This window comes from Sphingobium sp. TomTYG72, from assembly GCF_055394715.1.
Genome location: NZ_AP027337.1, coordinates 618,326 through 643,085 on the forward strand (window position 1 = coordinate 618,326; position 24,760 = coordinate 643,085).

The 24,760-nt window shown below is 61.8% G+C and carries 17 protein-coding genes; 11 read left to right on the forward strand and 6 right to left on the reverse strand.

Going from position 1 to position 24,760, the window contains the following annotated elements; all coding sequences use genetic code 11:
• The first annotated feature begins 12 nt into the window (after positions 1 to 12).
• The 8 genes from ACZ5U1_RS16260 (at position 13) to ACZ5U1_RS16295 (ending at position 13,521) form a co-directional block, all read left to right on the forward strand.
• The gene (locus ACZ5U1_RS16260) at positions 13 to 807 is read left to right on the forward strand and encodes an IclR family transcriptional regulator (protein ID WP_464780179.1); all 795 of its coding nucleotides are present in this window, start codon (positions 13 to 15) and stop codon (positions 805 to 807) included.
• A gap of 153 nt (positions 808 to 960) precedes the next feature.
• On the forward strand, positions 961 to 2,181 hold the full coding sequence (locus ACZ5U1_RS16265; RefSeq protein ID WP_464780180.1) for a hypothetical protein: 1,221 nt from the start codon (positions 961 to 963) through the stop codon (positions 2,179 to 2,181).
• Positions 2,178 to 3,872: a DUF1592 domain-containing protein gene (locus ACZ5U1_RS16270; RefSeq protein WP_464780181.1), complete on the forward strand. Its 1,695-nt coding sequence runs from the start codon at positions 2,178 to 2,180 to the stop codon at positions 3,870 to 3,872. Before ACZ5U1_RS16265 ends, ACZ5U1_RS16270 begins: the two co-directional genes overlap by 4 nt.
• On the forward strand, positions 3,872 to 5,218 hold the full coding sequence (locus tag ACZ5U1_RS16275; RefSeq protein ID WP_464780182.1) for a DUF1552 domain-containing protein: 1,347 nt from the start codon (positions 3,872 to 3,874) through the stop codon (positions 5,216 to 5,218). The genes ACZ5U1_RS16270 and ACZ5U1_RS16275 overlap by 1 nt, the downstream gene beginning before the upstream one ends.
• A complete protein-coding gene (locus ACZ5U1_RS16280) occupies positions 5,215 to 5,694 on the forward strand; it encodes a VOC family protein (RefSeq protein ID WP_464780183.1) in 480 nt (159 codons plus the stop codon). Before ACZ5U1_RS16275 ends, ACZ5U1_RS16280 begins: the two co-directional genes overlap by 4 nt.
• 269 nt (positions 5,695 to 5,963) lie before the next feature.
• Positions 5,964 to 10,610, forward strand: a complete 4,647-nt coding sequence (gene gltB / locus ACZ5U1_RS16285; RefSeq protein WP_464780184.1) for a glutamate synthase large subunit — start codon at positions 5,964 to 5,966, stop codon at positions 10,608 to 10,610.
• Positions 10,611 to 10,674: 64 nt separating this feature from the next.
• Entirely contained in the window at positions 10,675 to 12,111 is a 1,437-nt protein-coding gene (locus ACZ5U1_RS16290) for a glutamate synthase subunit beta (RefSeq protein WP_464780185.1), read from the forward strand.
• A gap of 522 nt (positions 12,112 to 12,633) precedes the next feature.
• Positions 12,634 to 13,521, forward strand: a complete 888-nt coding sequence (locus ACZ5U1_RS16295; protein WP_464780186.1) for an MlaA family lipoprotein — start codon at positions 12,634 to 12,636, stop codon at positions 13,519 to 13,521.
• Between the two features lie 93 nt (positions 13,522 to 13,614).
• On the opposite strand, the gene ACZ5U1_RS16300 is transcribed toward ACZ5U1_RS16295, so the two are convergent.
• The 3 genes from ACZ5U1_RS16300 to ACZ5U1_RS16310 are packed head-to-tail and all read right to left on the reverse strand — an operon-like array spanning position 13,615 to position 18,412.
• Positions 13,615 to 14,556, reverse strand: a complete 942-nt coding sequence (locus ACZ5U1_RS16300; RefSeq protein WP_464780187.1) for a TauD/TfdA dioxygenase family protein — start codon at positions 14,554 to 14,556, stop codon at positions 13,615 to 13,617.
• 33 nt (positions 14,557 to 14,589) lie between these two features.
• Positions 14,590 to 15,999, reverse strand: a complete 1,410-nt coding sequence (locus ACZ5U1_RS16305; protein WP_464780188.1) for an MFS transporter — start codon at positions 15,997 to 15,999, stop codon at positions 14,590 to 14,592.
• A gap of 7 nt (positions 16,000 to 16,006) precedes the next feature.
• Entirely contained in the window at positions 16,007 to 18,412 is a 2,406-nt protein-coding gene (locus ACZ5U1_RS16310) for a TonB-dependent receptor (RefSeq protein ID WP_464780189.1), read from the reverse strand.
• An 816-nt stretch (positions 18,413 to 19,228) separates the two neighbouring features.
• Here ACZ5U1_RS16310 and ACZ5U1_RS16315 point away from each other — a divergent pair.
• The 3 genes from ACZ5U1_RS16315 to fghA are packed head-to-tail and all read left to right on the forward strand — an operon-like array spanning position 19,229 to position 21,627.
• Entirely contained in the window at positions 19,229 to 20,341 is a 1,113-nt protein-coding gene (locus ACZ5U1_RS16315) for an S-(hydroxymethyl)glutathione dehydrogenase/class III alcohol dehydrogenase (RefSeq protein WP_464780190.1), read from the forward strand.
• Between the two features lie 32 nt (positions 20,342 to 20,373).
• On the forward strand, positions 20,374 to 20,772 hold the full coding sequence (locus tag ACZ5U1_RS16320) for a VOC family protein (RefSeq protein WP_464780191.1): 399 nt from the start codon (positions 20,374 to 20,376) through the stop codon (positions 20,770 to 20,772).
• 9 nt (positions 20,773 to 20,781) lie between these two features.
• Positions 20,782 to 21,627, forward strand: a complete 846-nt coding sequence (gene fghA / locus ACZ5U1_RS16325; RefSeq protein WP_464780823.1) for an S-formylglutathione hydrolase — start codon at positions 20,782 to 20,784, stop codon at positions 21,625 to 21,627.
• 24 nt (positions 21,628 to 21,651) lie between these two features.
• Here fghA and ACZ5U1_RS16330 read toward each other — a convergent pair whose 3' ends face one another.
• From ACZ5U1_RS16330 to ACZ5U1_RS16340, 3 genes are all read right to left on the reverse strand, one after another.
• Positions 21,652 to 22,383, reverse strand: coding sequence for an enoyl-CoA hydratase/isomerase family protein (locus ACZ5U1_RS16330; RefSeq protein WP_464780824.1), 732 nt, complete (start codon positions 22,381 to 22,383; stop codon positions 21,652 to 21,654).
• 215 nt (positions 22,384 to 22,598) lie between these two features.
• On the reverse strand, positions 22,599 to 23,870 hold the full coding sequence (locus tag ACZ5U1_RS16335) for an alginate export family protein (protein ID WP_464780192.1): 1,272 nt from the start codon (positions 23,868 to 23,870) through the stop codon (positions 22,599 to 22,601).
• A gap of 82 nt (positions 23,871 to 23,952) precedes the next feature.
• On the reverse strand, positions 23,953 to 24,756 hold the full coding sequence (locus tag ACZ5U1_RS16340) for an ABC transporter ATP-binding protein (protein WP_464780193.1): 804 nt from the start codon (positions 24,754 to 24,756) through the stop codon (positions 23,953 to 23,955).
• Positions 24,757 to 24,760: the final 4 nt, after the last annotated feature.

Consider the following 24,760-nt stretch of genomic DNA (forward strand, 5'->3'; position numbering starts at 1 on the left):
GAGGAACAGGATGTGACCGAAAGTCAGCAAGAGCCGGAGGACGGTCTGCTTGGGCGAGTGCAGTCGCTGGTGCGGGCGTTCGGCATTCTCGATGAATTGGCCAAGAGCGATCATATGACGCTTAGCGACCTGTCCCGTGCCGTGGGCCTGCCGCGATCCACTACCCATCGCCTGCTGACGACCATGGAGGCGTTGCGCTATGTCGCTTTCGACCGGCGGAAAAATGGCTGGTCGGTCGGCGTCCAGGCCTTCACCGTGGGCGCGGTTTTCGCTCAGACGCGGGACTTGGGCCAGTTGGGCCACACGATCATGCGGTCACTGATGTCGGAAGTGCAGCATTGCGTGAACATCGCCGTGCCGGAGGGGGCGGGTGTCTGTTATGTCGGGCAGGCCGCGACCAACGGTTTCCGCCAGACTGCGGCGCGGCCGGGTGCTGTGCTGCCGCTGCATAGCACGGCGTCGGGCAAGGTGCTGATGGCGCAATGGTCCCGGCCGGAGTTCGACCGCTATCTGGACAGCACGCCGCTCAAGGCCCGTACCGCGCGTAGCATCATCGACGGCGATCGGTTGCGTAACGAACTGGCGCAGATCAGGGCGCGCGGATATGCGCTAGACGACGAAGAGCATAGCGATGGCCTTCGCTGCGTCGCTGCTGTGGTCAAGGACCGCTACGGGCTGCCCAAGGGGTCACTGTCGATTTCGGACCGGTCGTCTCATCTGACCCGCGCCCGGCTGGACGAGTTGGGGCCTGCACTGATCAGCGCGGCGCAGCGGATGAGCGTGGAAATCGCGACGCAGAGTTTCTGATCAGCCTGACGTGTCCAAATCCAGCCTTACCAGACATTTCGGATCACTTCTGCCGCTTCGGTGAACAGTAACGCCGTGGCGCACGCCTGCGCGGCTGCATGATAACGGAACGAAGAGATACCGGCGTAACAGCGCTGGCGGCAGGAGAGGGCGATGAAAGACATGAAATCCCATGGTCGCGACAGGCGCGTCGCGGCGGGATTGCTGGCGGTGGGTAGCATGATGGCGGTTGGTGCGTCCGCGCCGCCGCCTCAGACCTTTTCCTTTGCGCTGACCAACATCTATATCGCGGCTTACGAAGATGAAAAGGCATGCCGCGCACCGTCGCTCAGTTCGTCCGACCTGTTCCTGAAAAGCCTGCCTCCCGCCGAGCGCGCGAAATATGAGGCGCCCGACAAGGTGCAGGAGTTGCACAAGCTGATGGGCCAGCGCCTTGGCTTCAAGATGGTGCCCACCGGCAAGCCTTCCGGCTCCAATGGCAGCATGGCTCAACTGAGCGAAGCGGAACAGGAAGCCTTGCGCCAGAAATATCATATACCGAAGGGGAAGGGCACCGCTGCCTTCCTGGGCACCCGTTTCGCCTATGACAGCTGCACCAATCCGGAAGACTTTCCCTTCATGGAAAAGGGAAATGAGGATTATCGCGGCCCCATCGCCTACGGCATCGATCTGGACGGCCGCGCGAGCAAGGGTGATTATGTCAGCCCCGATCAGAAGCCGGGCGTCGATAACCAGCTGATCCGGGCGGTGGGATGCACTTTTTCCACGCGCGATTTCGGCACGCCCAAGGTGGCGGACGAGGTGATCACATCGATGTCGTCGCCCACGCTGGTCGAGGTGAGTGGCGTCGATGATCCGGTCAACGACGATGATGTGACGGTGCGCCTTTACGCCAGCGGCAATCCTTTGGAACTGTCGGGTGCGGGGAAGCCGCTGGCATGGGCCAGTCTGGATGTTGATCCGGATCGCCGCTTCATGGCGCAGGCCAAGGGAAAAATCCGCAACGGCGAACTGCTAACTGAACCGTTCGACTTACGGTTGCGGCTGCGTGAGCAGATTATCGACAGCTATCGCGAGGTCCGGCAAGCGCGCATTCAGGCGAAGATCAAGCCGGGCGAAGCCATAGAGGGTGGCATTTACGGCTATCACACTTTGGCGAGCATTGAGGACAATTATCATCAATCGACCCAGGTGGGCGCCAATCTGACGCGCATGTCCTGCCCGGCGTTGATCAAGGCGGTGCGGCGCTATGCCGATGCCTTTCCGGACCCGAAGACGGGACGCAACACGGCCATTTCATCAGCATTGCGGTTCAAGGGCGTGCCCGTCTTCCTGATCAAACCGCAGCAAGTGGCGCAAGGGGTGCAGCAGTGAGCGGGTCGGTGAATTCATCGCGCATCCTTCGCGCGCTGTCCGCCGTGACGGCGTTCTGTTCCATCGGCGCAATCCTGATGGGCGCCAGCGCCGGACAGGCGGATGCGCCAGCGCAGCAGCAGGCGCAACCACAGGTGCCCAAGTTCCGTCGGCTGACCGAGGCGCAATATCGCGCGACCATCGCCGATATATTCGGGCCTGACATCAAGGTGAGCGGTCGGTTCGAACCAGACATGCGGATCGGCGGCCTGCTGGCGGCGGGCACCAGCGCAGTCTCGCTCACCCCGGCGGGGGCCGAGCAATATGAGCAGATCGCGCGGGGGATCGCCGAACAGGTGATCGATGCGCAACATCGCGACCGGCTGGTCGGCTGCGCGCCGTCAGCGTCCGACCCTCAAGGCGCGGCCTGCGCGGCGGATTTCTTCAAGCGGGTCGGCCTCAGGATTTACCGACGGCCCCTGACCGACGGGGAGGTGAAGCTCGCCGTCGCCCAGACGTTGGCGGCGGCCGCGACGGTGAAGGATTTTCACAGTGGGCTGGCGATCATGCTGACGGCGATGCTGTCCGACCTACCCTTCCTGTTCCAGACCGACCGGGAGGTGGCCGACCCCAGTGCGCCAGGCGGCCGGACGATCGACGCATGGTCGCGTGCCAGCAAGCTCAGCTATTTCCTGTGGAACAGCACGCCCGATGAACAATTGTTGCAGGCGGCGGCGGACGGCAGCCTGATGACGCAGGCCGGGCTTGTCCGGCAGGTGGACCGGTTGATGGCGTCGCCACGGTTCGAAACCGGCGTGCGGTCTTTCTTCGACGACTTCCTCCAACTGGAAGGCATGATGTCGCTGTCGAAGGACGGTATCATTTATCCGGCGTTCCGATCTTCCGCCGCACCCGCCGCACGGGAACAGACGCTGCGCACCATCACGACGCTGCTGGTGGAGGAAAATGGCGATTATCGTGACCTGTTCACCACCCGCCGGGTGGCGATGAACCGGCAGTTGAGCCCGCTCTATCGCATACCCTATGGCCCGCTCGATTGGTCGATGATCACCTTGCCGGACAATGATCCGCGCGTCGGGCTGCTGACGCAGATCAGCTTTCTGGCGCTCCATTCGCATGAGGGACGATCCTCGCCCACGTTGCGCGGCAAGGCGCTGCGCGAAGTGCTGATGTGCGAACACGTGCCGACGCCGCCCGCCAATGTGAACTTCACTATCGTCCAGGACACGAGCAATCCCGCCTTCCGCACCACACGCGAGCGCCTGAAGGCGCATCTCGACGATGAGGAATGCGCCAGCTGCCATAAGCTGACCGATCCGATGGGGCTGACGCTGGACAGTTTTGACGGCGCGGGGCAGTTCCGGCCTACGGAAAATGGCGTGCAGATCGACACTTCGGGCATGCTGGACAAAGTCGTCTTCAACGACAGCGCGGGCTTGGGCAAGGCGTTGCACGACAATCCAAAGGTGACGCAGTGTCTGGCGCAATCGGCGTGGCGCTACGCTGCAGGACGGTCGCTGCTTCCGTCCGAAGAGCCTTTGACGACCCGTCTGCATGACGATTTCGCCCGCGCCGGATTTCGCATTCGGCCGCTGTTCCGGCGGATCGTTATCGATCCCCAATTCTTCGCCGTGCGGGCGCCAGCGGCGTCGCGGATCGCGGGCAAGCCATCGTCAGGAAGGAAAGGTTGATGACGCAGTTCGACAGGCGCGGCTTTTTGCTGCGCGGCATGCTTGGCGGCGGCGCGGTAGCCGTGGGCCTGCCGTTCCTCGACTATTTTCTGGACAATAATGGCGCGGCGGTGGCCGCGACCTATGGCGGCGGGCGTTTGCCAGTGCGCTTTGGCACGTGGTTCTGGGGATGCGGAATGATCCCCGATCGCTGGAACCCCAAGACGGCTGGCGCCAATTACGACCTGCCGCCCGAACTTGCGCCGATCAAGCCCGTGCAGGACAAGGTTTCCGTCCTTTCAGGCTTCGGTGTCACCTTGGGCGGCAAGAGCAATCAGCCGCATATCTCGGGCAATGTGGGCCTTCGAACCGGGACGCCCAGCGATTCATGGCAGCAGCTCGTCGGCCCGACATTCGACGTCAGCATCGCCGACGCGATCGGCGCGGGTACGCTGTTCCGCAGCCTGGAACTGAGCGCCGATGGCAACGCGCGCACCAGCTTTTCCTATCGCAGCGGCACGGAGATGAACCCCAGCGTTGTATCGCCCATGGAGCTATATCGCCGCATCTTCGGCGCGGATTTCCGCGATCCCAATGCGGCGGAATTCACCCCTGACCCCAAGGTGATGGCGCGGCGCAGCGTGTTGTCCGCCGTGACCGATGAACGGCGTAGGATGCTGGGCAAGCTGGGCGCGGAGGACAAGGCGCGGATCGACAGCTATTTCACCTCCATCCGTGAGGTCGAGAACAAGCTGGCGCTGCAACTGGAAAAGCCGCCCCGGGCCGAGGCGTGCGTCGTCCCAGCGGAGCCCACCGACCTGCCTGCCAGCACGGACGTCACCGCTCGCCAACGGTCGCACAAGCTGATGGCGGAACTGCTGGCTATGGCCCTCGCCTGCAACCAGACAAAGGTTTTCAACATGGTCTTTTCCACCGCTACCGCCGATCTGCGGCAGGCCGGATCTCCCACCGCCTATCACCAAGCGACGCATGAGGAACAGGTGGACCGGACAAAGGGCTATCAGCCGACGGTCGATGCCTTTTCCACGCAGAGCATGCAGGGATGGGCCGATTTCGTAACGGCAATGTCGGCGATCAAGGAAGGGGACGGCACTTTGCTCGACAACATGCTGGTCGTAGCTCATTCCGAGGTCAGCTATGCGAAAAACCATGACGTGAATGGCATCCCTGTAATGCTGGCCGGACGGGCAGGCGGGAAGGTGAAGAGCGGCATACACATAGCAGGGCAGGGCGACCCGATTTCGCGCGTCGGCCTCACCATGCAACAACTGATGGGGGTTCCCGTCGATGCCTGGGGGACGGACGCCATGCGGACGTCGCGCAGCTTGTCGGAGATCATGGCATGAAGCGCGCCGCGATGATTGCCCTGTCCGCGCTGCTGGCGACCGCGCCCGTTTACGCGCAGACGCAAGGTCAGCCTACGATTTCAGGGTTCGGTTTCTTGTCGCTGGAGGTGGCCGATATGGCCCGCGCCCGATCCTTCTATGTCGATGCGCTCGGCATGAAGCCGGTCTTTACGATCAGCAAGCCGGGTGATCCTGCCGAAAAGATCGCATTCAATTTTTCCGGTGATCTCCGTTCCAGCGAACCGCTGCTGATCCTCATTCACTATGAAAAGCCGAACGCCACCCAGAACCGTTCGACGGGTGCGAAGGTCGGCATTCGTGTCAGTGACAGTCGGGCCGCCGCGCTGCGCGTACAGAAGGCGGGTTTTCCCATCGTCAGGATCGCTGCGGCCGACGAGAAGGGGCCGGTGATCAACAGCGTGGTGCGCGATGCCGATGGCGTAATCGTGGAACTGGTGCAATTGCGTAGTCAGTAGGACTTGTCCGAAGGCGCGGCGAGCAGGGGTGAGCTCTGCTCCGCCTCTTGGGGACTGACCTTCTCTCGCCTATTGTCAGCATTGCATGAGACATTTATGGCCGATTCGAACGGTCAGGTGGCGGACTGTGCGCAGACTAGTTTGCCCGATTCCGCTTAAAATGCGGATTTTTTGATCGATCGCCGTCAGGGAATCGCGCCAAAGCTATTCCCTGCCGCCCGCCGCGCGTGTAATGGCGCGCTCGCAAGATCGCACGGAATGGAATGTGAATGGCTTACCCAAGCAAGCAAGGTTTATATGATCCCGGTAATGAGCATGACGCATGCGGCGTCGGCTTCATCGCCAACATAAAGGGATTAAAAACCCACGATATTGTTCTTCGTGGCTTGGACATTCTGCGCAATATCGACCATCGTGGCGCAGTCGGCGCGGACCCCTTGGTTGGCGACGGCGCGGGCATTTTGATTCAGATTCCCGATTCGCTATATCGCGATTGGGCCACCGGCGCGGGCATCGATCTGCCGCAGCCCGGGGATTATGGCGTCGCCATGTGCTTCCTGCCGCGTGACAGCGATGCCGAAGCCGCCGCCGTGCAGCAGCTTGAGCGGTTTATCCTGAAGGAAGGCCAGGTCCTGCTGGGTTGGCGCGACGTGCCGGTAACCCTCGACGGGCTGGGCCAGACGGTGCTGGACGAGATGCCGACCATCCGTCAGTGCTTTGTCGGCCGAGGCGCCGGAACGAAGGATCAGGACGCGTTCGAGCGCAAGCTGCTCGCCATCCGCAAGCAGACCCAGAATCCGCTGAAGGAATTGTCGCAGAAGCAGGGGCTGGAGGCGCTGGCCGACTTCTATGTGCCGTCCTTCTCTACCCGCACCGTCGTCTACAAGGGTCTGCTCCTCTGCGATCAGGTTGGCAGCTTCTATGACGATCTGCGCGACCCGCTGTGCCAGTCGGCGCTCGCGCTCGTCCACCAGCGTTTCTCGACCAACACCTTCCCCTCGTGGAAGCTCGCGCACCCCTATCGCTTCATCGCCCATAATGGCGAAATCAATACGGTTCGCGGCAATGTGAACTGGATGAACGCGCGCCGCCGCACGCTTGAATCCCCGCTGCTGGGCGCGGACCTCGACAAGATGTGGCCGCTGATCCCGCATGGCCAGTCGGACACGGCCTGCCTCGATAATGCGCTCGAACTGCTGGTTGCCGGTGGCTACCCGCTGGCGCAGGCGGTCATGATGCTGATCCCGGAAGCATGGGCGGGCAATCCGCTGATGGACCCGAAGCGCAAGGCGTTTTACGAATATTTCGCCGCCTTGATGGAGCCTTGGGACGGTCCTGCTGCCATCGCCTTTACTGACGGCCGCCAGATTGGCGCGACCCTCGACCGCAACGGCCTGCGCCCGGCGCGCTTCATCGTGACCGATGACGATCATATCGTCCTCGCATCCGAAAGCGGCGTCCTGCCCTTCAAGGAAGAAAATATCGTCCGCAAGTGGCGGCTTCAGCCGGGCAAGATGCTGCTCATCGACCTGGATCAGGGCCGCATCATCGAGGATGAAGAGATCAAGGCCCAGCTCGCGGACGAACATCCCTATGAGGAGTGGCTGAAGGAAACGCAGTACAAGCTGGAGGAGTTGCCCGCTTCGCTCGGCGAGGACCTGCTGCCGTCGCGCGGCAATGATGCGGCTGCGTTCCTCGATCGCCAGCAGGCGTTCGGCTATACCCAGGAAGACGTGCTGAAGTTCCTGGAGCCGATGGCGCGCAATGCCGAAGACCCGATCGGGTCCATGGGCATCGACACGCCCATCGCCGTGCTCAGCCAAAAATCGCGTCTGCTCTACGATTATTTCAAGCAGAATTTCGCTCAGGTCACCAACCCGCCGATCGACCCGATCCGCGAGGAATTGGTGATGAGCCTGGTGTCGATGATCGGCCCGCGCCCGAACCTGCTTGGCCACCATGCGGGCACGCACAAGCGGCTCGAAACGCTCCAGCCGGTGCTGACCGATGCCGATCTCGCCAAGATTCGCGGCATCCATGATGCGCTCGACGGCGCGTTCCGCACGCAGACCATCGACATCAGCTGGCCGACGGCGGAAGGAGCCGCCGGTCTGGAACGTGCGCTCGACCGCATCTGCAACGAAGCGACCGAAGCGGTGCTGGCGGATCAGAACATCCTGATCCTGTCCGACCGCAACGTGTCGGCAGAGCGCATCGGCATTCCGGCCGCGCTCGCCACCGCAGCGGTCCATCATCACCTCATTCGTCAGGGCCTGCGCATGCAGACCGGTCTCGTCGTCGAAACGGGCGAAGCACGCGAAGTGCATCATTTCTGCGTCCTCGCCGGTTATGGCGCGGAGGCGGTGAATCCCTATCTCGCGTTCGAGACGCTTGAGCAGATCCGCGTGAAGCAGAACCTGCCGCTGCCTCCTTACGAAGTTCAGAAGAACTACATCAAGGCGGTCGGCAAGGGCATATTGAAGGTCATGTCCAAGATGGGCATTTCGACCTATCAAAGCTATTGCGGCGCGCAGATTTTCGACGCGGTCGGCCTCAATTCAGCGTTCCTGGAGCGCTATTTCACCGGCACTGCCACTACTATCGAGGGCATCGGCCTTGCCGAGATCGCGGAGGAAACGGCCAATCGCCATCGCGAGGCGTTCGGCGACAATCCCATCTACCGCAACATGCTCGATGTCGGCGGCGCCTATGCCTATCGCGTCCGTGGCGAGGAACATGCCTGGACGCCGCAGAGCGTCGCGTCGCTCCAGCATGCGGTGCGCGGCAATAATCCGAAGGAATATGAAGCCTTCGCCGCGTCCATCAATCAGCAGAATGAGCGGCTGCTGACCATTCGCGGCCTTATGAAGTTCAAGTTCGCGGATCAGGCAATCCCGCTTGATGAGGTCGAGCCCGCCAGCGAGATCGTGAAGCGGTTCGCGACCGGCGCGATGAGCTATGGCTCGATCAGCTGGGAAGCGCACACGACCCTGGCCGTTGCCATGAACCGTATCGGCGGCAAGTCGAACACGGGCGAAGGCGGTGAGGACCCCAAGCGGTTCACGCCGCTGCCCAACGGCGATTCCATGCGCTCGGCGATCAAGCAGGTGGCCTCGGGCCGCTTCGGCGTGACCACCGAATATCTGGTTAATGCCGATGACGTGCAGATCAAGATGGCGCAGGGCGCAAAGCCGGGTGAGGGCGGTCAGCTGCCGGGTGACAAGGTCGACAAGACCATCGGCAAGACGCGCCACTCGACGCCGGGCGTGGGCCTCATCTCCCCGCCGCCGCACCATGACATCTATTCGATCGAGGATCTGGCGCAGCTGATCCACGACCTGAAGAACGTCAATCCGGGCGCCCGTATCTCGGTTAAGCTGGTGTCGGAAGTCGGCGTCGGCACGGTTGCTGCTGGCGTCAGCAAAGCTCGGGCAGACCATGTCACCATCTCGGGCTATGAAGGGGGCACCGGCGCGTCGCCGCTGACGTCGCTGACCCATGCGGGCTCTCCTTGGGAAATCGGCCTCGCCGAAACGCAGCAGACGCTGCTGCTCAACGGCCTGCGCACCCGTATCGCCGTTCAGGTCGATGGCGGCCTGCGCACCGGCCGCGACGTGGCCATTGGCGCGCTGCTCGGCGCGGATGAATTCGGCTTCGCCACCGCTCCGCTGATCGCGGCGGGCTGCATCATGATGCGCAAGTGCCACCTCAACACCTGCCCGGTCGGCGTCGCGACCCAGGACCCTGAACTGCGGAAGCGTTTCACGGGCCAGCCGGAACATGTGATCAACTATTTCTTCTTCGTCGCGGAAGAACTGCGCACGATCATGGCGCAGCTCGGCTTCCGCACGATCGATGAGATGGTGGGCCGCGTCGATCGCCTCGACATGCGCGATGCCATCGACCACTGGAAGGCGAAGGGCGTCGACCTAAGCCGCCTCCTCCATCAGGTCGCGCCGGATCAGGATCTGGTCCTTCGCAACACGGAAGGCCAGGAACATGGCTTGGATGCGGCACTTGATCAGGATCTGATCAAGGCATCGATGGATGCGCTGGAAAAGCGCGAGCCGGTTCGCATCGAACGGCCGATCCGCAACGTCAATCGTACGGTCGGCGCGATGCTTTCGGGCGAAGTCGCTCGCCGCTTCGGCCATGCCGGCCTGCCCGACAATAGCATTCTGGTGAAGCTGCAAGGCGTTGCGGGCCAGAGCTTCGGCGCTTTCCTGGCGCATGGCGTGACGCTGGACCTGACCGGTGACGCGAACGACTATGTGGGCAAGGGCCTGTCTGGGGGCCGCATTATCGTCCGTCCGCCAGCAGATACCAAGCGGGTCCCCATCGACAATATCATCGTCGGCAACACCGTTCTCTACGGCGCCATTTCCGGTGAAGCCTTCTTCAGCGGCGTCGGCGGCGAACGTTTCGCGGTTCGCAACTCGGGTGCGATCGCAGTCGTCGAGGGCGTGGGTGATCATGGCTGCGAATATATGACCGGCGGCGTGGTCGTCGTGCTCGGGCAAACCGGCCGCAACTTCGCGGCAGGCATGTCGGGCGGCATCGCCTATGTCTACGATCCCGACGGCAGCTTCCGGTCGAAGGTCAATCACGCGATGGTCGATGTCGATCCGATCCCGGCGAAGGCTTCGGACGACGATGGCCTTGGCCGTCCGCTGCAACGCGGTGTGGACGTCAATGACTGGGGCATGGGCGACATGCTGCGCCATGACGCCGACCGCCTGCGCATCCTGCTTGAACGGCATAAGCTGTACACGGGTTCGGAACGCGCCGAGGCGCTGCTGGCCGATTGGCAGGGCACGCTTGCGAACTTCGTCCGGGTCATGCCGAAAGACTATCGCAAGGCTCTGCAGAGCATGGAAGATGAACGCGTTGCCGTAGCCCCCGTGGCCGCCGAATAGGCTTCATGGGGTGAGGGCATTACTCCCTCGCATGCGACAAGATTGAGAAGTTTGGAGAAAGAGTTTGGGCAAGCCCACCGGTTTCCTCGAGGTTGAGCGCAAAGATCGCAGCTACACCGCGCCCGAAGAGCGTCTGAAGCACTGGAACGAATTCATCGTCCCGCTGTCGAAGGAAGAGATCCGCGACCAGGCCGCGCGCTGCATGGCCTGCGGCATTCCCTTCTGTCACAATGGCTGTCCGGTGAACAACATCATCCCCGACTGGAACCATCTGGTCTATGAGGATGATTGGAAGACGGCGCTGGAAACGCTGCATAGCACCAATAACTTCCCGGAATTCACCGGCCGCGTCTGCCCCGCGCCATGCGAGGCGAGCTGCACGCTGAACATCGTGGACTCTCCCGTCACCATCAAGTCGATCGAATGCGAAATCGTCGATCGCGGCTGGCGGGAAGGCTGGATCGAACCGCAGCTGCCCGCGCGCAAGACGGGCAAGCGCGTCGCCGTCGTCGGTTCTGGCCCGGCTGGCCTTGCCTGCGCGCAGCAGCTCGCCCGCGCTGGTCACACCGTCACTGTGTTTGAAAAGAATGACCGGGTCGGTGGATTGCTGCGCTACGGCATTCCCGACTTCAAGATGGAAAAGCATCTGATCAACCGCCGCGCCCAGCAGATGGAAGCGGAAGGTGTCGAATTCCGCACTTCGACCGAAATCGGCGTCGCCATTTCGATGGACGCGCTGCGCAGCAATTATGACGCCGTGGTTCTATCCGGTGGCGCCGAACATCCCCGCACGCTGGACATTCCCGGAAGCGAGCTGGCTGGCGTGCGGCTGGCGATGGAATTCCTGACGCAGCAGAACAAGCGCAATGCTGGCGACGATGAACTGCGCGCCGCGCCGCGCGGCACCTTGTCCGCGCAGGGCAAGCATGTCGTCGTCATCGGCGGCGGTGACACGGGGTCGGACTGTGTCGGCACCTCCAACCGACAGGGTGCCGCTTCGGTCACCCAACTGGAAATCATGCCAAAGCCGCCCGAGAGGGAAGAAAAGTCGCTTAGCTGGCCCAATTGGCCGCTGAAGTTGCGCACGTCTTCCTCTCATCAGGAAGGGTGCGATCGCGACTGGGCGGTCACCACCCGGCGGGCGATCGGCAAGAACGGCCAGATCGAGGCGCTCGAATGCGTGCGCGTCGAATGGGTTGATGGCAAGATGCAGGAAATCGCGGGCAGCGAATTCCAGCTGAAGGCCGACCTCGTCCTGTTGGCGATGGGCTTCGTTGGCCCTCGCAAGGCTGGCATGGTCGAGCAGTCGGGTGCCGAACTCGACGCGCGCGGCAATGTGAAGGCGAACATGACCGACTATGCCACCAGCCAGCCGTCGGTATTTGCCTGCGGCGACATGCGTCGTGGCCAATCGCTGGTGGTCTGGGCCATTCGGGAGGGCCGACAGTGCGCGCGCGCCGTCGATCTGCACCTGATGGGGGTCAGCGATCTTCCTCGTTAAGCGCTGAAGGCAATTGCGACGGTGAAAGGCTCCGAAGGACGGGGCCGATCATCCGTGTAACCCTCGCAAGGCCTCGACCCGATCGCTCTACGTCGTTGCTCGCCTGCTCTCGAGTGAGGGGCAGCGGCGTTCGAATGGCGATAGGGGCCGGGGCCTTGTGTTTAACCCTGTGAGTTGGCGACGAACGGATAGCCTCCTCTATAATGAGGACTAGCAGATGCGGTGGACGCGTTGCAGCGTCTCATTCTCGATGACCTGAGGCACGAAAATATTGGCACCATCGCCGAGGGTGTCTATCCCCACCGACGGTTCGTCACCTGGTCGCTGGCCTATATCGTGCCTCCGGGTTCTGAATGGCTCCCGGAGGTGTTCCGCTTTTCCACGAAATCAGTCTATTGACGGCGCGCCATATCGTATTTAGCCCGCGCGGGGCTGGACAACTTCACGGAATAAACCGCGACGCGATCTGGACTTCGAAGGCCCAGCCGAACGTGGCGATCGGCCGCTGCAAAGGACTGGACTATGCTGCTGCCGGGCATCGCTGCGGGAATGTTGATGATGGGCGCACAGGCGGCAACGGTCGACGCGCCGCCACCCGAGGCGTCGCCGACAGTGGATGTGGCAAGCGCTGCGGCAGCGTTGAACATATCTCTGGCTCCCAAATCGGAAAACGGCGCGGAGGAACAGCCCACCGACATCGTGGTGACCGGCGCAGATCGGCCTCCGGCTGGCGACCCGCTTGAGCATCTCAATGCAAAAAGCTTTGAAGCGGTTCAGTCGGTTGACAAGGCCGTGGTCGAGCCCATGGCGAAGGCCTATAATAAGGGGCTGCCCAAGCCCGTTCGGAAGGGCTTCCGCAACTTCTTCGCCAATTTGCAGGAACCGGTGGTGTTCGCCGCTTATATGCTCCAGCTGAAGCCCGGCAAGGCGGTGGAAACGGTGGGGCGCTTCACCATTAACACGACGCTGGGGGTCGCGGGCCTGTTCGACGTCGCCAAGCGCAAGCCCTTCTTCCTACCCTATCGGCCCAACGGTCTCGCCAATGTGCTTGGCTATTATGGCGTAGGTCCGGGGCCATATATGTATCTGCCCATCGTCGGGCCGACCACGTTACGCGATATCATCGGCGATACGGTGGACAAAATGGCGGTGCCCTTCCTGATCGGAAAGCCCTTCACAAAGCCTGCCTACGTCATTCCGGCGACGATCCTCAACCAGCTTGGTGAGCGCGCGGCCTTTGATGATACCGTCCAGAAAATCCGCAAGGAGGATGATCCCTATGCGGCGTATCGCGAGCTGTATCTGAATCAGCGTAAGGCGGAGATTGAGGCGCTGCACGGCCGGGCGAGCAATGACGTGGTGCCGGTTTATGGGCGACAGATGGGAGAAGGTGGGGCGGCGTCGCAATAACGGGCGCTCTGCTGATCTTCGATACCGATCAACCTGGATTGCATCATGAATTGAAGGGCGCCGGGGGCAGCATGCCACCCCCGGCGAGGACAATCATTCGGCCGCGACGGCTTCAGGCGCCTTTTCGATCCTGACCGACCGGCTGCTGCGGCCGTCGATCGCAACCGGCACATCACCTGCAACCGTGGCGCGGCGCAACGTGCGGCGTTGCAAGCCGAAGTCGGCGATGGCGCGATGTTGCGTCGATCGGTTATCCCAGATGGCCACGTCGCCTGACCGCCAGCGCCAGCGAACCGTGTTTTCCGGCTTCGTGATGTGATCCTGCAGGACGGCGAACAGCCGCTGTGAATCCGCCGGGTTCAGGCCCACAAACTGCTTCACGAAATGGCCGAGCAGCAGGCTGCGCTCACCACTTTCGGGATGAACCCGCACTACCGGATGTTCCGTTTCATACACGGTCGACGCGAAGATCTTGCTATATTCCTCGGAACGCTTGGCGTCCTTGCTGCCCAGAGCGGCGGCATAATCATATTTGTTGGAATGCACGGCCCACAGTCCATCGACCAATGTTTTCAGGGCCTCGGGCAACTCTTCATAGGCGGTCGCGCCATTGGCCCATAATGTGTCGCCGCCCGCCTGGGGAACGTTGATTGCTCGCAGGATGGACGCCTGGGGATAGGCTTCGACGAAGGTGACGTCGGTGTGCCAGCTCGATGCGGCATAGCCTTCCTTCGAATCCAGTTCGAGCAGGTAGCGAGATCCTTCCGCCACTGGCACCGTGGGATGCGCCACCGGGTCGCCCAGGAGGGCGGCGAAATCCTCATGCCTCTGGTCTGTCAGCTGATCCTGATCGCGGAAGAATATGACCTTGTGCCGCACCAGCGCGGCGCGGATCGCGGCAAGTGTCACGGGATCTATGTCGCCCGACAGGGCAATGCCCCGGATTTCCGCGCCGATGCGACCGGCGACCGGAATGATGTCAAGCGGACTGTCGGCGTCCTTGGCATTGATGAAATTGTGAATCTGGTCAGTCACGTCATGTCTCCTTGGGGGTGATGAGAAGGAAGGTTATTCGGCGGGCTGGGCAGCGTGGTCGCGTTCGTCCAGCGCGCGGCGAATTTCGGTGTGAGCGGCCTCATCCAGCGGAAACCCGTGGATCAGCCAGGCGGAAAGAAGATGGGCGATGGCGGGGCCGAGCGCGAAAACCGCGAGCAGGCCGTGCAGCGCTTCGGGCGTGTTGGTCGTGGCTCGTGGATCGAAGCCGAGCGAGCCGACGAGCGGCAGGGCGATGCCCACGGCTGCCGCCATGCCCGCCTTTGACGACAGGCTGAACGCCGAGAAGAAGAGCGCTGTTTGATCCTTGCCGGAACGCAGCCGATGCTCGTCGGCGATATCGGCGACCATGGACCGCAGCATCAGATTGCCCGATCCCTGCGCCAGACCCTGTGCCAGCGTCAGGGCCAGCAGCAGGCCAATCTGGCCCGGCACCACCAGTAGCAGCCCGACATTGATCGCGACCTGCACCAGCTCGCCTGCGACTGCGGCGCGATGCTTGCCGATGCGATAGCCGATTTGCGCCCAGATCGGGCCAGCGACGATGCCGAAGATGAACTGAAAGAGGAACAGGCCGCTCGCCCATTGGGGAAGGCCGATATAGTGGGTCACGAAAAACACGATCAGCGCGCTGCGGATGCTCTGCCCCACCGTCACTGCGAAGTCCGAAAGCAGGACGCGGCGCAGGAGCGAGTGGCCAAACAGGGCGCCAATCGTTTCTTGGAGCGACAGGCGAACCTGCGGGGAGGGCGCTGCGGGCGTTTCGCTCTGGCTGCGCAGCGTCAGTACCAGTGAGACGATCAGGCTGATCAGCACCACGCTGCCCATCGCCGCGAGTTTCAGCGCGCCATCTTGGGGGCTGGTCTGGTCGAGGATCGTGGGCAGGATCAGCACGACCAGCAGGGACACCGATCCAGCGACCGTTTGGAAGGTCGCGATGCGCGTACGGTCGTGATAGCCGCTATATGTCTCGCCCGACCAGGCCAGATAGGGAATCTGGAGCATCGACCAGCCGAGGTAAAAAAGGAACAGGCTCGCGGCCAGATAGAGCGGCGACACCCAGGACGCTGCCGGGAAGAAGAGCAGCGCCCCCGACACGCCGAACAGCGCCGCTCCGGCGACGATCCACGGCCGCCGCCGACCGAAGCGCCCATGGGTCCGGTCGCTCAGCGCACCGATCAGCGGGTCGGCCAAGGCCCCCCACAGCCGCTCGCCCAGGAAGATCGCGCCGATCACCGCCAGCGACAATCCGAACTGCTGCGCGTAGATCGCGGGCAGATGTACGGCGAGCGGCATCTGCGCCGCCGTGATCGGCACAAATAGCGAGGCAAAGCCCGCCAGCCGCCAGCTGCTCACGCGTTTCACATCTTGCGGTGCGGCCCGAACGGGACGATGCCGCGCGGCGTAGGAAAATGCGGTAGCCATCAGAACCTCACAATTTGGTCTTGAGGGTGGCGCCGATCGTGCGCGGGTCGCCGATCGTGCCGGTGACGAACCCGAACGCGCCTGGATTGAGCGCCTGGAAATATTGCTTGTCGGTCAGGTTGCGTGCCCAGACGCTGATGTCCCACAGACCGCTATCGGCGCGGATGCCGATACGGGCGTTGAGCAGGCCGTAGCCAGGCACCTGCGCATAGCGGCTGCTGCTGGACGAGGTGTTGAAGCTGGACCGGTGCGAGAAATCGGCATGGCCGTAAATCTCTGTTCCGCCCTCGCCGATCGGCTGCGCGACGTCCGCGCCCAGTGTGTAAGTGAATTTGGGAATGCCGCTCAACTGCACGCCGGTCAGATCCTGCGTTGGCGCCAGCGCCGCGCTGCGTTCGGGGGCCTGAGGGGCGTTCCTGTAATCGCGATACGTTGCGTCGATATAAGACCCCGACGCCGTCAGGCTGATCCATTTGCTTGGGGCATAGGTCAGGTCGCCCTCGATCCCGCGCGACCGCACCTTGGGGATGTTTGAGATATATTGGACGAAGTTGCCAATTACGTTCGGCTGGGTGATTGCGGTCTGGTAATCGCTGACCTCGGTCCAGAAGGCGGCGGCGTTCAGCGTCAGGGTGCGGTTCAGCCAGGCACTCTTGAAGCCCAGTTCGTAACTGTCGACGGTTTCCGGTTTTACCTCCGGCACCGCCCCGTTCGGTATGTTGGTGAGGTTAAGGCCGCCTGACTTGTTGCCGCGCGAATAGCTGCCATAGACTAGGGCGTCGGGTGCGACCTTCCAGCTTAGCGTTGCCAGCCCCGACACGCTGTCGTCCTTGGTCGCGGCGGCGTAGCTGGTGCGCGGATTGAACTGGTTGCGGATAGCGGTCGCGGCTGCGGCATCGTTCGCCGACAGGGTCGAAAGATCGGCCCCCCCGGCCCACCACTGGCGAAAGACGCCTCTCTTGTCCTCATGAGTGTAACGAAGGCCGCCGGTCAGGCTTAGCGCCTCGTTGATGTTCCAGCTCGCCTGTCCGAACAACGCGTAGCTTTTGGTGGTCGGTTCCGAATAGCTGCGCGTCTCAAAACCGTTGAGCGCCGCGTTGGACACCACCGGGTTGATGGCGGGAACGAACCAGTCGGGCGCGGCCGATCCATAGGCCGACGCCCCATATCCGCGGATCGTCTGCCAGAAATAATAGGCCCCCACGGTCCAGTCGATGACGTTGCTGCCGGTTGAACCAAGTCGTACTTCCTGGCTGAACTGGCGCTGGCGGTTGGCCTGCTCCGCCTTGGTCATCACCGGCAGGCTGGTGCTGTCACCGTCGTTGGCCGGGTTCCAATCCCACCAGCGATAGGCTGTGATGGAGGTCAGCGCGAACTTGCCCAGATCCCAATCGATCTGGCCCGATGCGCCATAGCTTTTCATGAACGCTTGATAATGGCTGTCGGAATCGCCTTCGCGAGCAAAGGGGCGGGCGGGTAGCAGCGTGTAACCGGCTCGCGAGGTACGGGCGAAAATATTGTTGGCGATCGTCGCGCCGCTGTCATAATCGCCGAAATAGGCAACGGGAATGTTCAGCACATAATGCTGCTTCTGGTGCGAATAGTCGCCGATGAGCCGGACGGAGAGCGTATCAGTCGGCTTCACCAGCAACTGCCCGCGAATGGAAAAATTATCGTAGTCCTGCGCCTTCGACCCATCGTGCAAATTGGTCAGGAAGCCGTCGCGATGAGTGTCCGCGACTGAAAGACGGAAAGCGACGCGATCGGCGATGATCGGCGCTGACACTGAAGCGCGCAGCTGGTGATAGCCATAGTCGCTGAGGCTGATCTCGCCTTGTGCTTCGGGCGCGAACGTTGGCTCGCGGCTGGTGATGTTGATCGCACCGGCGGTTGTGTTCTTGCCGAACAATGTGCCTTGCGGCCCACGTAGAACTTCGATCTGCTGTAGGTCGACCAGATCGAACTGGGACTGCCCCGGACGACCATAATAGACATTGTCGAGATAGAAGCCGACGCCATTTTCCAGGCCGTCATTGGTCAGCGCGACATTAGCACCCAGCCCGCGAATATTGACGTTTGTATTACGGGGATTGAAACTGAAAATCTGGAGACTGGGCACCAACTGCTGCACCTGCCCCAGCGTGAAGTTCCCGGTCTTGTCGAGCGTGTCAGCGCTCACCACGCTAAGTGCAATCGGTACGTCCTGCGCATCCTCTTCGCGCCGACGAGCGGTGACGGTGATCTCGGCGTCGCTTTCGGCTGCATCGAACGAAGCTGACTCCGCAGCGGCAGCGGTGGTCGGCGCCTCACCAGCGAAAGCCGGGCCGCAACCAGCTGCGCCGAAGAGGGCAACGGACAGCAGGAATTGCTGGCGTGCGGCGAATAAACCCTTTGATCGGTTCTTATGATTCACTGATTTTCCCTGTCGGATTTTCGAAGTGGATTGTTGGCGAGGGCAGAAGCGCTCCGGCGTTGTTCACCGAACGGCGTGACGTCGAAGATCGCGGCGGCAGCCTGCTGCAAGGAACAGGGTAGAGGCGCGGCTTCTCACCGCCACGAAACGTGGCTTCGCTGTGGTTTGCTGCCATGGCTCATCCTTTTCGGCCAGCGCAGGCGATGCGCTCGACGATCAAGTGCGGATGCGCGTAATGCTCCGCTGAATGGATCGGATGGACCTCTTCAGGTCAGCAGGTTCGACACATCCCTGCTCGATGCCCGAACATTGTCGCGTCAAGCGGCCGGACGGTATTGGGATGATGGTTCGTTGGATATCTATGCATCGTCTATTCTCCTGGGGGGAGAACACGATCCCGGGCGTGGTCGCCTTAGCATCGCGCGCTTTAGCCGTTGTTGACGCGGAGCAAGCTGCACCCCTTCAAAAGCCGCGGGTCGGTATATTCGCAAATCCCGGAGCGACGACCAACTGCTCCGTGTTCAATCTCTACATAACCGATAGAGATTATAGCTCAAGGCAAGTTTTGCTTTTCGCCCACCAATTTCAAGTGTCGCGGCCGCGCTTTATATCCTGCCCGCGCACCTATTCATCGGTGCACCAGTGGGAGGCTTCGCGCCTAAGGCCTGATTCCTTGACGCCGCCGAAGGGCGCGACCAGCCTAGAGATCAGACCACCTGGCCGATGACGTCCATAGTGTATTGAGGAAAAACCCTATTATCGCCTTATTGGCCTAGTGCTAAGAGGCGCGATGTCATTTCGGATCGAGGAAATTGAATGAAAACCCGCGCCGCCGTCGCTTTCGAAGCCAAAAAGCCCCTTGAGATCGTGGAGCTGGACCTGGAAGGTCCCAAGGCTGGCGAGGTCCTGGTGGAAATCATGGCGACGGGCATCTGTCACACGGATGCCTATACGCTCGATGGTTTCGATAGCGAAGGCATCTTCCCCTCGGTTCTTGGTCACGAAGGGGCCGGGATAGTGCGAGAGGTCGGGTCAGGCGTAACGTCCGTCAAACCCGGCGATCACGTCATTCCACTCTACACCCCGGAATGCCGCCAGTGCAAAAGCTGCCTATCGGGCAAATCCAACCTGTGTACCGCCATCCGCGCCACTCAGGGCAAAGGACTCATGCCCGATGGCACTACCCGCTTTTCCTACAAGGGGCAGCCGATCTTCCACTATATGGGCTGCTCGACCTTCTCCAACTTCACCGTTCTGCCGGAAATCGCGGTGGCGAAAATCAGGGAGGACGCGCCGTTCCAGTCGAGCTGCTATATCGGCTGCGGCGTCACCACCGGGGTTGGCGCGGTCGTCAACACCGCAAAGGTGAAGGCGGGCGAGAATGTCGTCGTCTTCGGCCTTGGCGGCATCGGCCTCAATGTGATCCAGGGCGCCAAGATGGTGGGCGCGGGCAAGATCATCGGCATCGAAATCAACGCTGACCGTGAGGAATGGGGCCGCAAGTTCGGCATGACTCATTTCATCAACAGCCGGGGTCTGTCGCGCGACGAAACCGTGGCGAAGATCATTGAGGTCACGGATGGCGGGGCCGACTACAGCTTCGATGCCACCGGCAACACTGAAGTCATGCGCACCGCGTTGGAATGCTGCCATCGCGGCTGGGGTGAAAGCATCATTATCGGTGTGGCAGAGGCGGGGAAGGAAATCAGCACTCGCCCGTTCCAGCTCGTCACCGGCCGGGTCTGGAAGGGGACGGCTTTCGGTGGCGCGAAGGGCCGGACCGATGTCCCCAAGATCGTCGACTGGTATATGAACGGGCATATTCAGATCGACCCGATGATCACGCATCTTCTGACGCTCGAAGAAATCAACAAGGGCTTCGACCTCATGCACGCGGGTGAAAGCATCCGGTCCGTGGTCCTTTTCTGAAAACACCGATTGAAAGAGAGAGGAATATCCAGATGGCAGTTATCTCCGGTGACGGCGTGTTTTCGCACGCCTGTGTTGGCGCAAATGACCTCGCGCGCTCCTCGGCCTTTTACGACGCTGCGCTAGCGCCTCTGGGCGTCAAGAATCTCGGCCAGTTCGGAGAGAATGCGGTTCTCTACGGTAAGGATAAGCCCGCCTTTCTGGTTCTCCGGCCCGGCAATGGCGAAGCCCCTTCCGGCAATGGGGTGACGATCGGCTTTGCGGCGCAGGAGCCGGGTCAGGTTGATGCTTTCCACGCCGCCGGTCTGGCGGCCGGAGGCGTCTGCGAAGGTGCCGCTGGTCCCCGCCAGCACCTGCCCGGCGCCTATGCCGCCTATCTTCGTGATCCGGCGGGCAACAAGATTTGCGCATACAGCTTCACGGAAGACTGACCGATGGGCATAAAGCAGGTCAGCGCCAACCGTTCCTTCGGAGGCGTGCAAGGCGTGTACAAGCACGCGTCTAGCACCACCGGAACAGAGATGACCTTTTCGGTCTTCGTCCCACCACAGGTAGAGGGAAGCAAGCTCCCGATCGTGTGGTATCTGTCCGGGCTGACCTGCAACCACGCGAATGTGACGGAAAAGGGCGAGTTTCGCCGCGCATGCGCTGACCTTGGGCTGATCTTCATAGCGCCGGATACATCGCCGCGCGGCGACGATGTGCCGGACGATCCGGCGGGCGCCTATGACTTCGGCCTTGGCGCGGGCTTCTACGTCGATGCGACCGAAGCTCCCTACAACCGCCATTATAAGATGTGGTCCTATATCACGGACGAACTGCCGCGAGTGATCGCGGACAATTTCCCAGCCGATATGACCCGGCAGTCGATCATGGGCCATTCGATGGGCGGCCATGGCGCCTTGACCATCGGACTGCGCCACCCGGAACGATATGCGGCAGTTTCTGCTTTTGCCCCCATCGTTGCCCCAAGTCAGGTGCCGTGGGGGCAGAAGGCTTTGTCAGGATATCTCGGCAACGACCGCAACGCTTGGCGAAAGCATGACGCAGTAGCCCTGATCGAGGACGGCGCCAGGGTCAGCGCGCTGTTGGTAGACCAAGGTGGGGCAGACACGTTTCTGGATCAGGAACTGCGCCCTCATCTGCTGAAGGACGCCTGCGTCGCAGCGAACATCGATCTCACCCTCAACATGCGCGAGGGCTATGATCATAGCTATTATTTCATTTCCACCTTCATGACGGATCATCTCCATTGGCACGCGTCACGTTTGGCCTTTCATAAATGACCAACGGATTGGCTTCCGTTCCGCTCAGAAGTCGGGCTTCTGACGGGCGCGGAAGGCGGCCACGCCGACCTGGAAATCGGATCCATCGAAGGCGTCATCGAACAGGCGATCGGCCATGGGATCGCCAGCAAGGATGCGTTTCAGGCTAGCGACGCTAGTCCGTGAGTTGGTGGCTATCATGGTGGCGAGCGTGATCGCCGCGTCGCCCGCGTTCGCCGCTCGTTCCTCCACCAAGCCTATGGCTTGGGCTTCGTCCGCCTTTACCGTCATCCCCGAAAAGAGAAGTCGCGCGGCATGACCGGGACCGATCAGGCGCCGCAGCCGCCCGACATCGCCTGCCGGGTAAGCGATGCCGAGTTTGGCGGGGGTTATCCCGAACGCTGCCTGATCACCTGCGATGCGCATGTCGCACGCCAGTGCCAGCGCCACGCCCGCCCCATAGCAGCCGCCGTCTACCGCAGCGATCGTGGCGATGGGCAATGTCGCCAGGGCGTCGAATGTTCGCGCCATTGCTTCGCGGAAACGGCGCCGTAAGCTCACGTCGCTGGCGAGTTGTTCCAGTTCGCTTATGTCTGCGCCCGCACAGAAGGCGCCGACTGTTGCCGATCGAACGATCAGTGCCCGAGCATCGGACGCCGCCACTCGGCCGATCGCCCGATGCAGATCGTCCCAGCCGGCAATGGAGATTGCATTGCGCGCATTCGGATTATTGAGGTTGATACGGGCGACGGGGCCGATGGCATCGATGGAAAACATGTTCAACCGATGGCTCTTCTAACCGGCCTTGTCACCATTCTTCGGTAACTCTGTCCTGAGTATTGCAGCTTTGCGGCGTGGGGCACGTCTTGCCCAAATTTGTTGGGGTTTGGGCGCGCGCTTTCTGGCAGTCAGTGCCCCGGCGTTTCACGAAACTCGCTCACGGGGATGTCGGTCGAACCAGAAGTCGCGCGCCTGAAATGGTCAGCTATCCGTTAGAGCGCGTAGTCGATCTGCGCCCAGAATTTCTTCGAGTCAGCGTCGCCGGTAAAGCTGGCGGCACCCTTGCGCTCATAATCGGCATATTTGACGAGCGCGCTCAGATGCTTGTTAATCTTCAGCGTGACCTGCGCATTATATTCGTCACCATAATGGATCGACAGCCGGTCGCTGCTGAAATGATGATAGGTGAAGGACGCGACGAGCGGCCCCGCCTTGCCGATCTTGGGCACGGTATAGCCGACGCCCGCATAATAGTCCTGAATGCCCGTGCCCGGTGTCGTCAGGAACTTGTCGGCCCAGCCGTTGAACTTGTGCAGCGTTGCGAAGGGCGTCTGGAAGGCGAAGCCGCCCGCAATCCCCGTCGCGCCCGCATCGGAGCTGAGCAGCTCATATCCGCCGGTCAGCTTGAATGCGGCGACATCCAACCCCAGCTCCGCAGCGGCGTAATCCGCCGAATAATCGACCGGATTGCCTGTATAGTCGCTTTGATGCGCATAGCTGGCGAGGTAGCTGAGCTTCACCTTCTTCGACAGCGGCATCGCGCCCGCGAACCGCGCGCCATAGGTCTGGCTGCTGTTCCGGCGCAGCGCCACCACAGCTTCATCCTCATCGACCAGATAGGCAATGCCGGTCAGCGTACCGAACTTGGTCTTGTAGGAGACATTGGCGAAAATATTATCGCCATCGATTTGGGTCGGGCGGTTGGCCGTACCGAACTTGCCGCCGTCGATACCCCAGATGGTCCGGGCCGAAATCGCGTAGGTCACATCGACCTTCAAATTCTTGACGCCCATATATTCGACCCGCACGGCATCGAACGTCTGTTCATTCTGGCGCCAGGCGACCGATCCGACGAAACGCTGATCGTCCAGGTTGATCCGCTGACGGCCGACGGTCACGACCAGCGGCTTGGTGCGATATTGGAACTGGAGACGGTTCAGCTCGACATTTTCCGGGTCGGGCACCACCGGATAGAGCGCCTTGCCATTGACGCCGCTATTATAATTTTCGTCGATCGCCAGCGTACCTTCCCCTTCAGCCAGGAAGGCGAACGGCCCCTTGGAAATCTCGCCGCCCGCGCGCAGGCGCACGGTCACCGCATCGGCATCGCGGCTGCTGGTCAGTGGCGCAGGGCCATCCTGATCCACCGTCTCATACCGCAGACGCGCCTCAATGATCGGCTTGAACACAATGTCCTGCGCCAGCACCGGTGTCGCGATCGCGGACAAGGCGGTTGCCGACAACAGAAATGAAACTCTACCCATAAAACCCCCTTAAAATTGCTCCCGATGGCTTTGTCGGCCTCTTCAGAGCATCCCCTCCAAGCTGGACTTGTTATTGAAAATCTTAGGCAGCGAGCGTTGCCGGATTGCGGTAACGCTCGTGCAGGAAGTAGATGACGGCCGATCGTGCCTCGGCATATTCGGCCGTGTCGATGGCTTCGAGGCGGTTGCGCGGCCGGGCGAGGGCGATGGAGCGATCCTCGCCGATGCGCGCCGCCGGGCCGTTGGTCATCATCACCACCCGGTCGGCCAACAATACCGCCTCATCAACATCATGGGTGATCATCAACACGGTGTTGTTGAGCCGCGCCTGCAATTCCATGACGACATCCTGCAACGCCGCGCGCGTCAGCGCGTCGAGCGCGCCGAACGGTTCGTCCATCAACAGCACGCGCGGGTTCATGGCGATGGCGCGGGCAATGCCGACGCGCTGTTTCATGCCGCCTGAAAGCTCGCCCGGCCGCTTGGCGGCGGCATGCGCCATCTGGACCAGTTCCAGATTGTGCATGACCCAATCCTTGCGTTCGGCCTTGCTCTTGCCCTGCGCCGTCTTGTCGACCGCCAGCCGCACGTTTTCCTCGACCGTCAGCCAGGGCAGCAGCGAATGGTCCTGAAACACCACCGCTCGATCCGGCCCCGGCGCGTCCACCACTTCCCCACCGAGGAAGATGGCGCCGCGCGTCGGCTTGACCAGACCCGCCACGGCATTGAGCAGGGTCGACTTGCCGCAGCCCGAATGGCCGATCAGCGCGACGAACTGTCCTTTGTCGACTTCCAGATCGATCCCGTCGAGCGCGCAGAAGCGTCCCGCCTTGGTCGGAAATTCGACCGTGATACCCTCTAGCGCGAGATAGCTGCGTTGTTTCATGAAC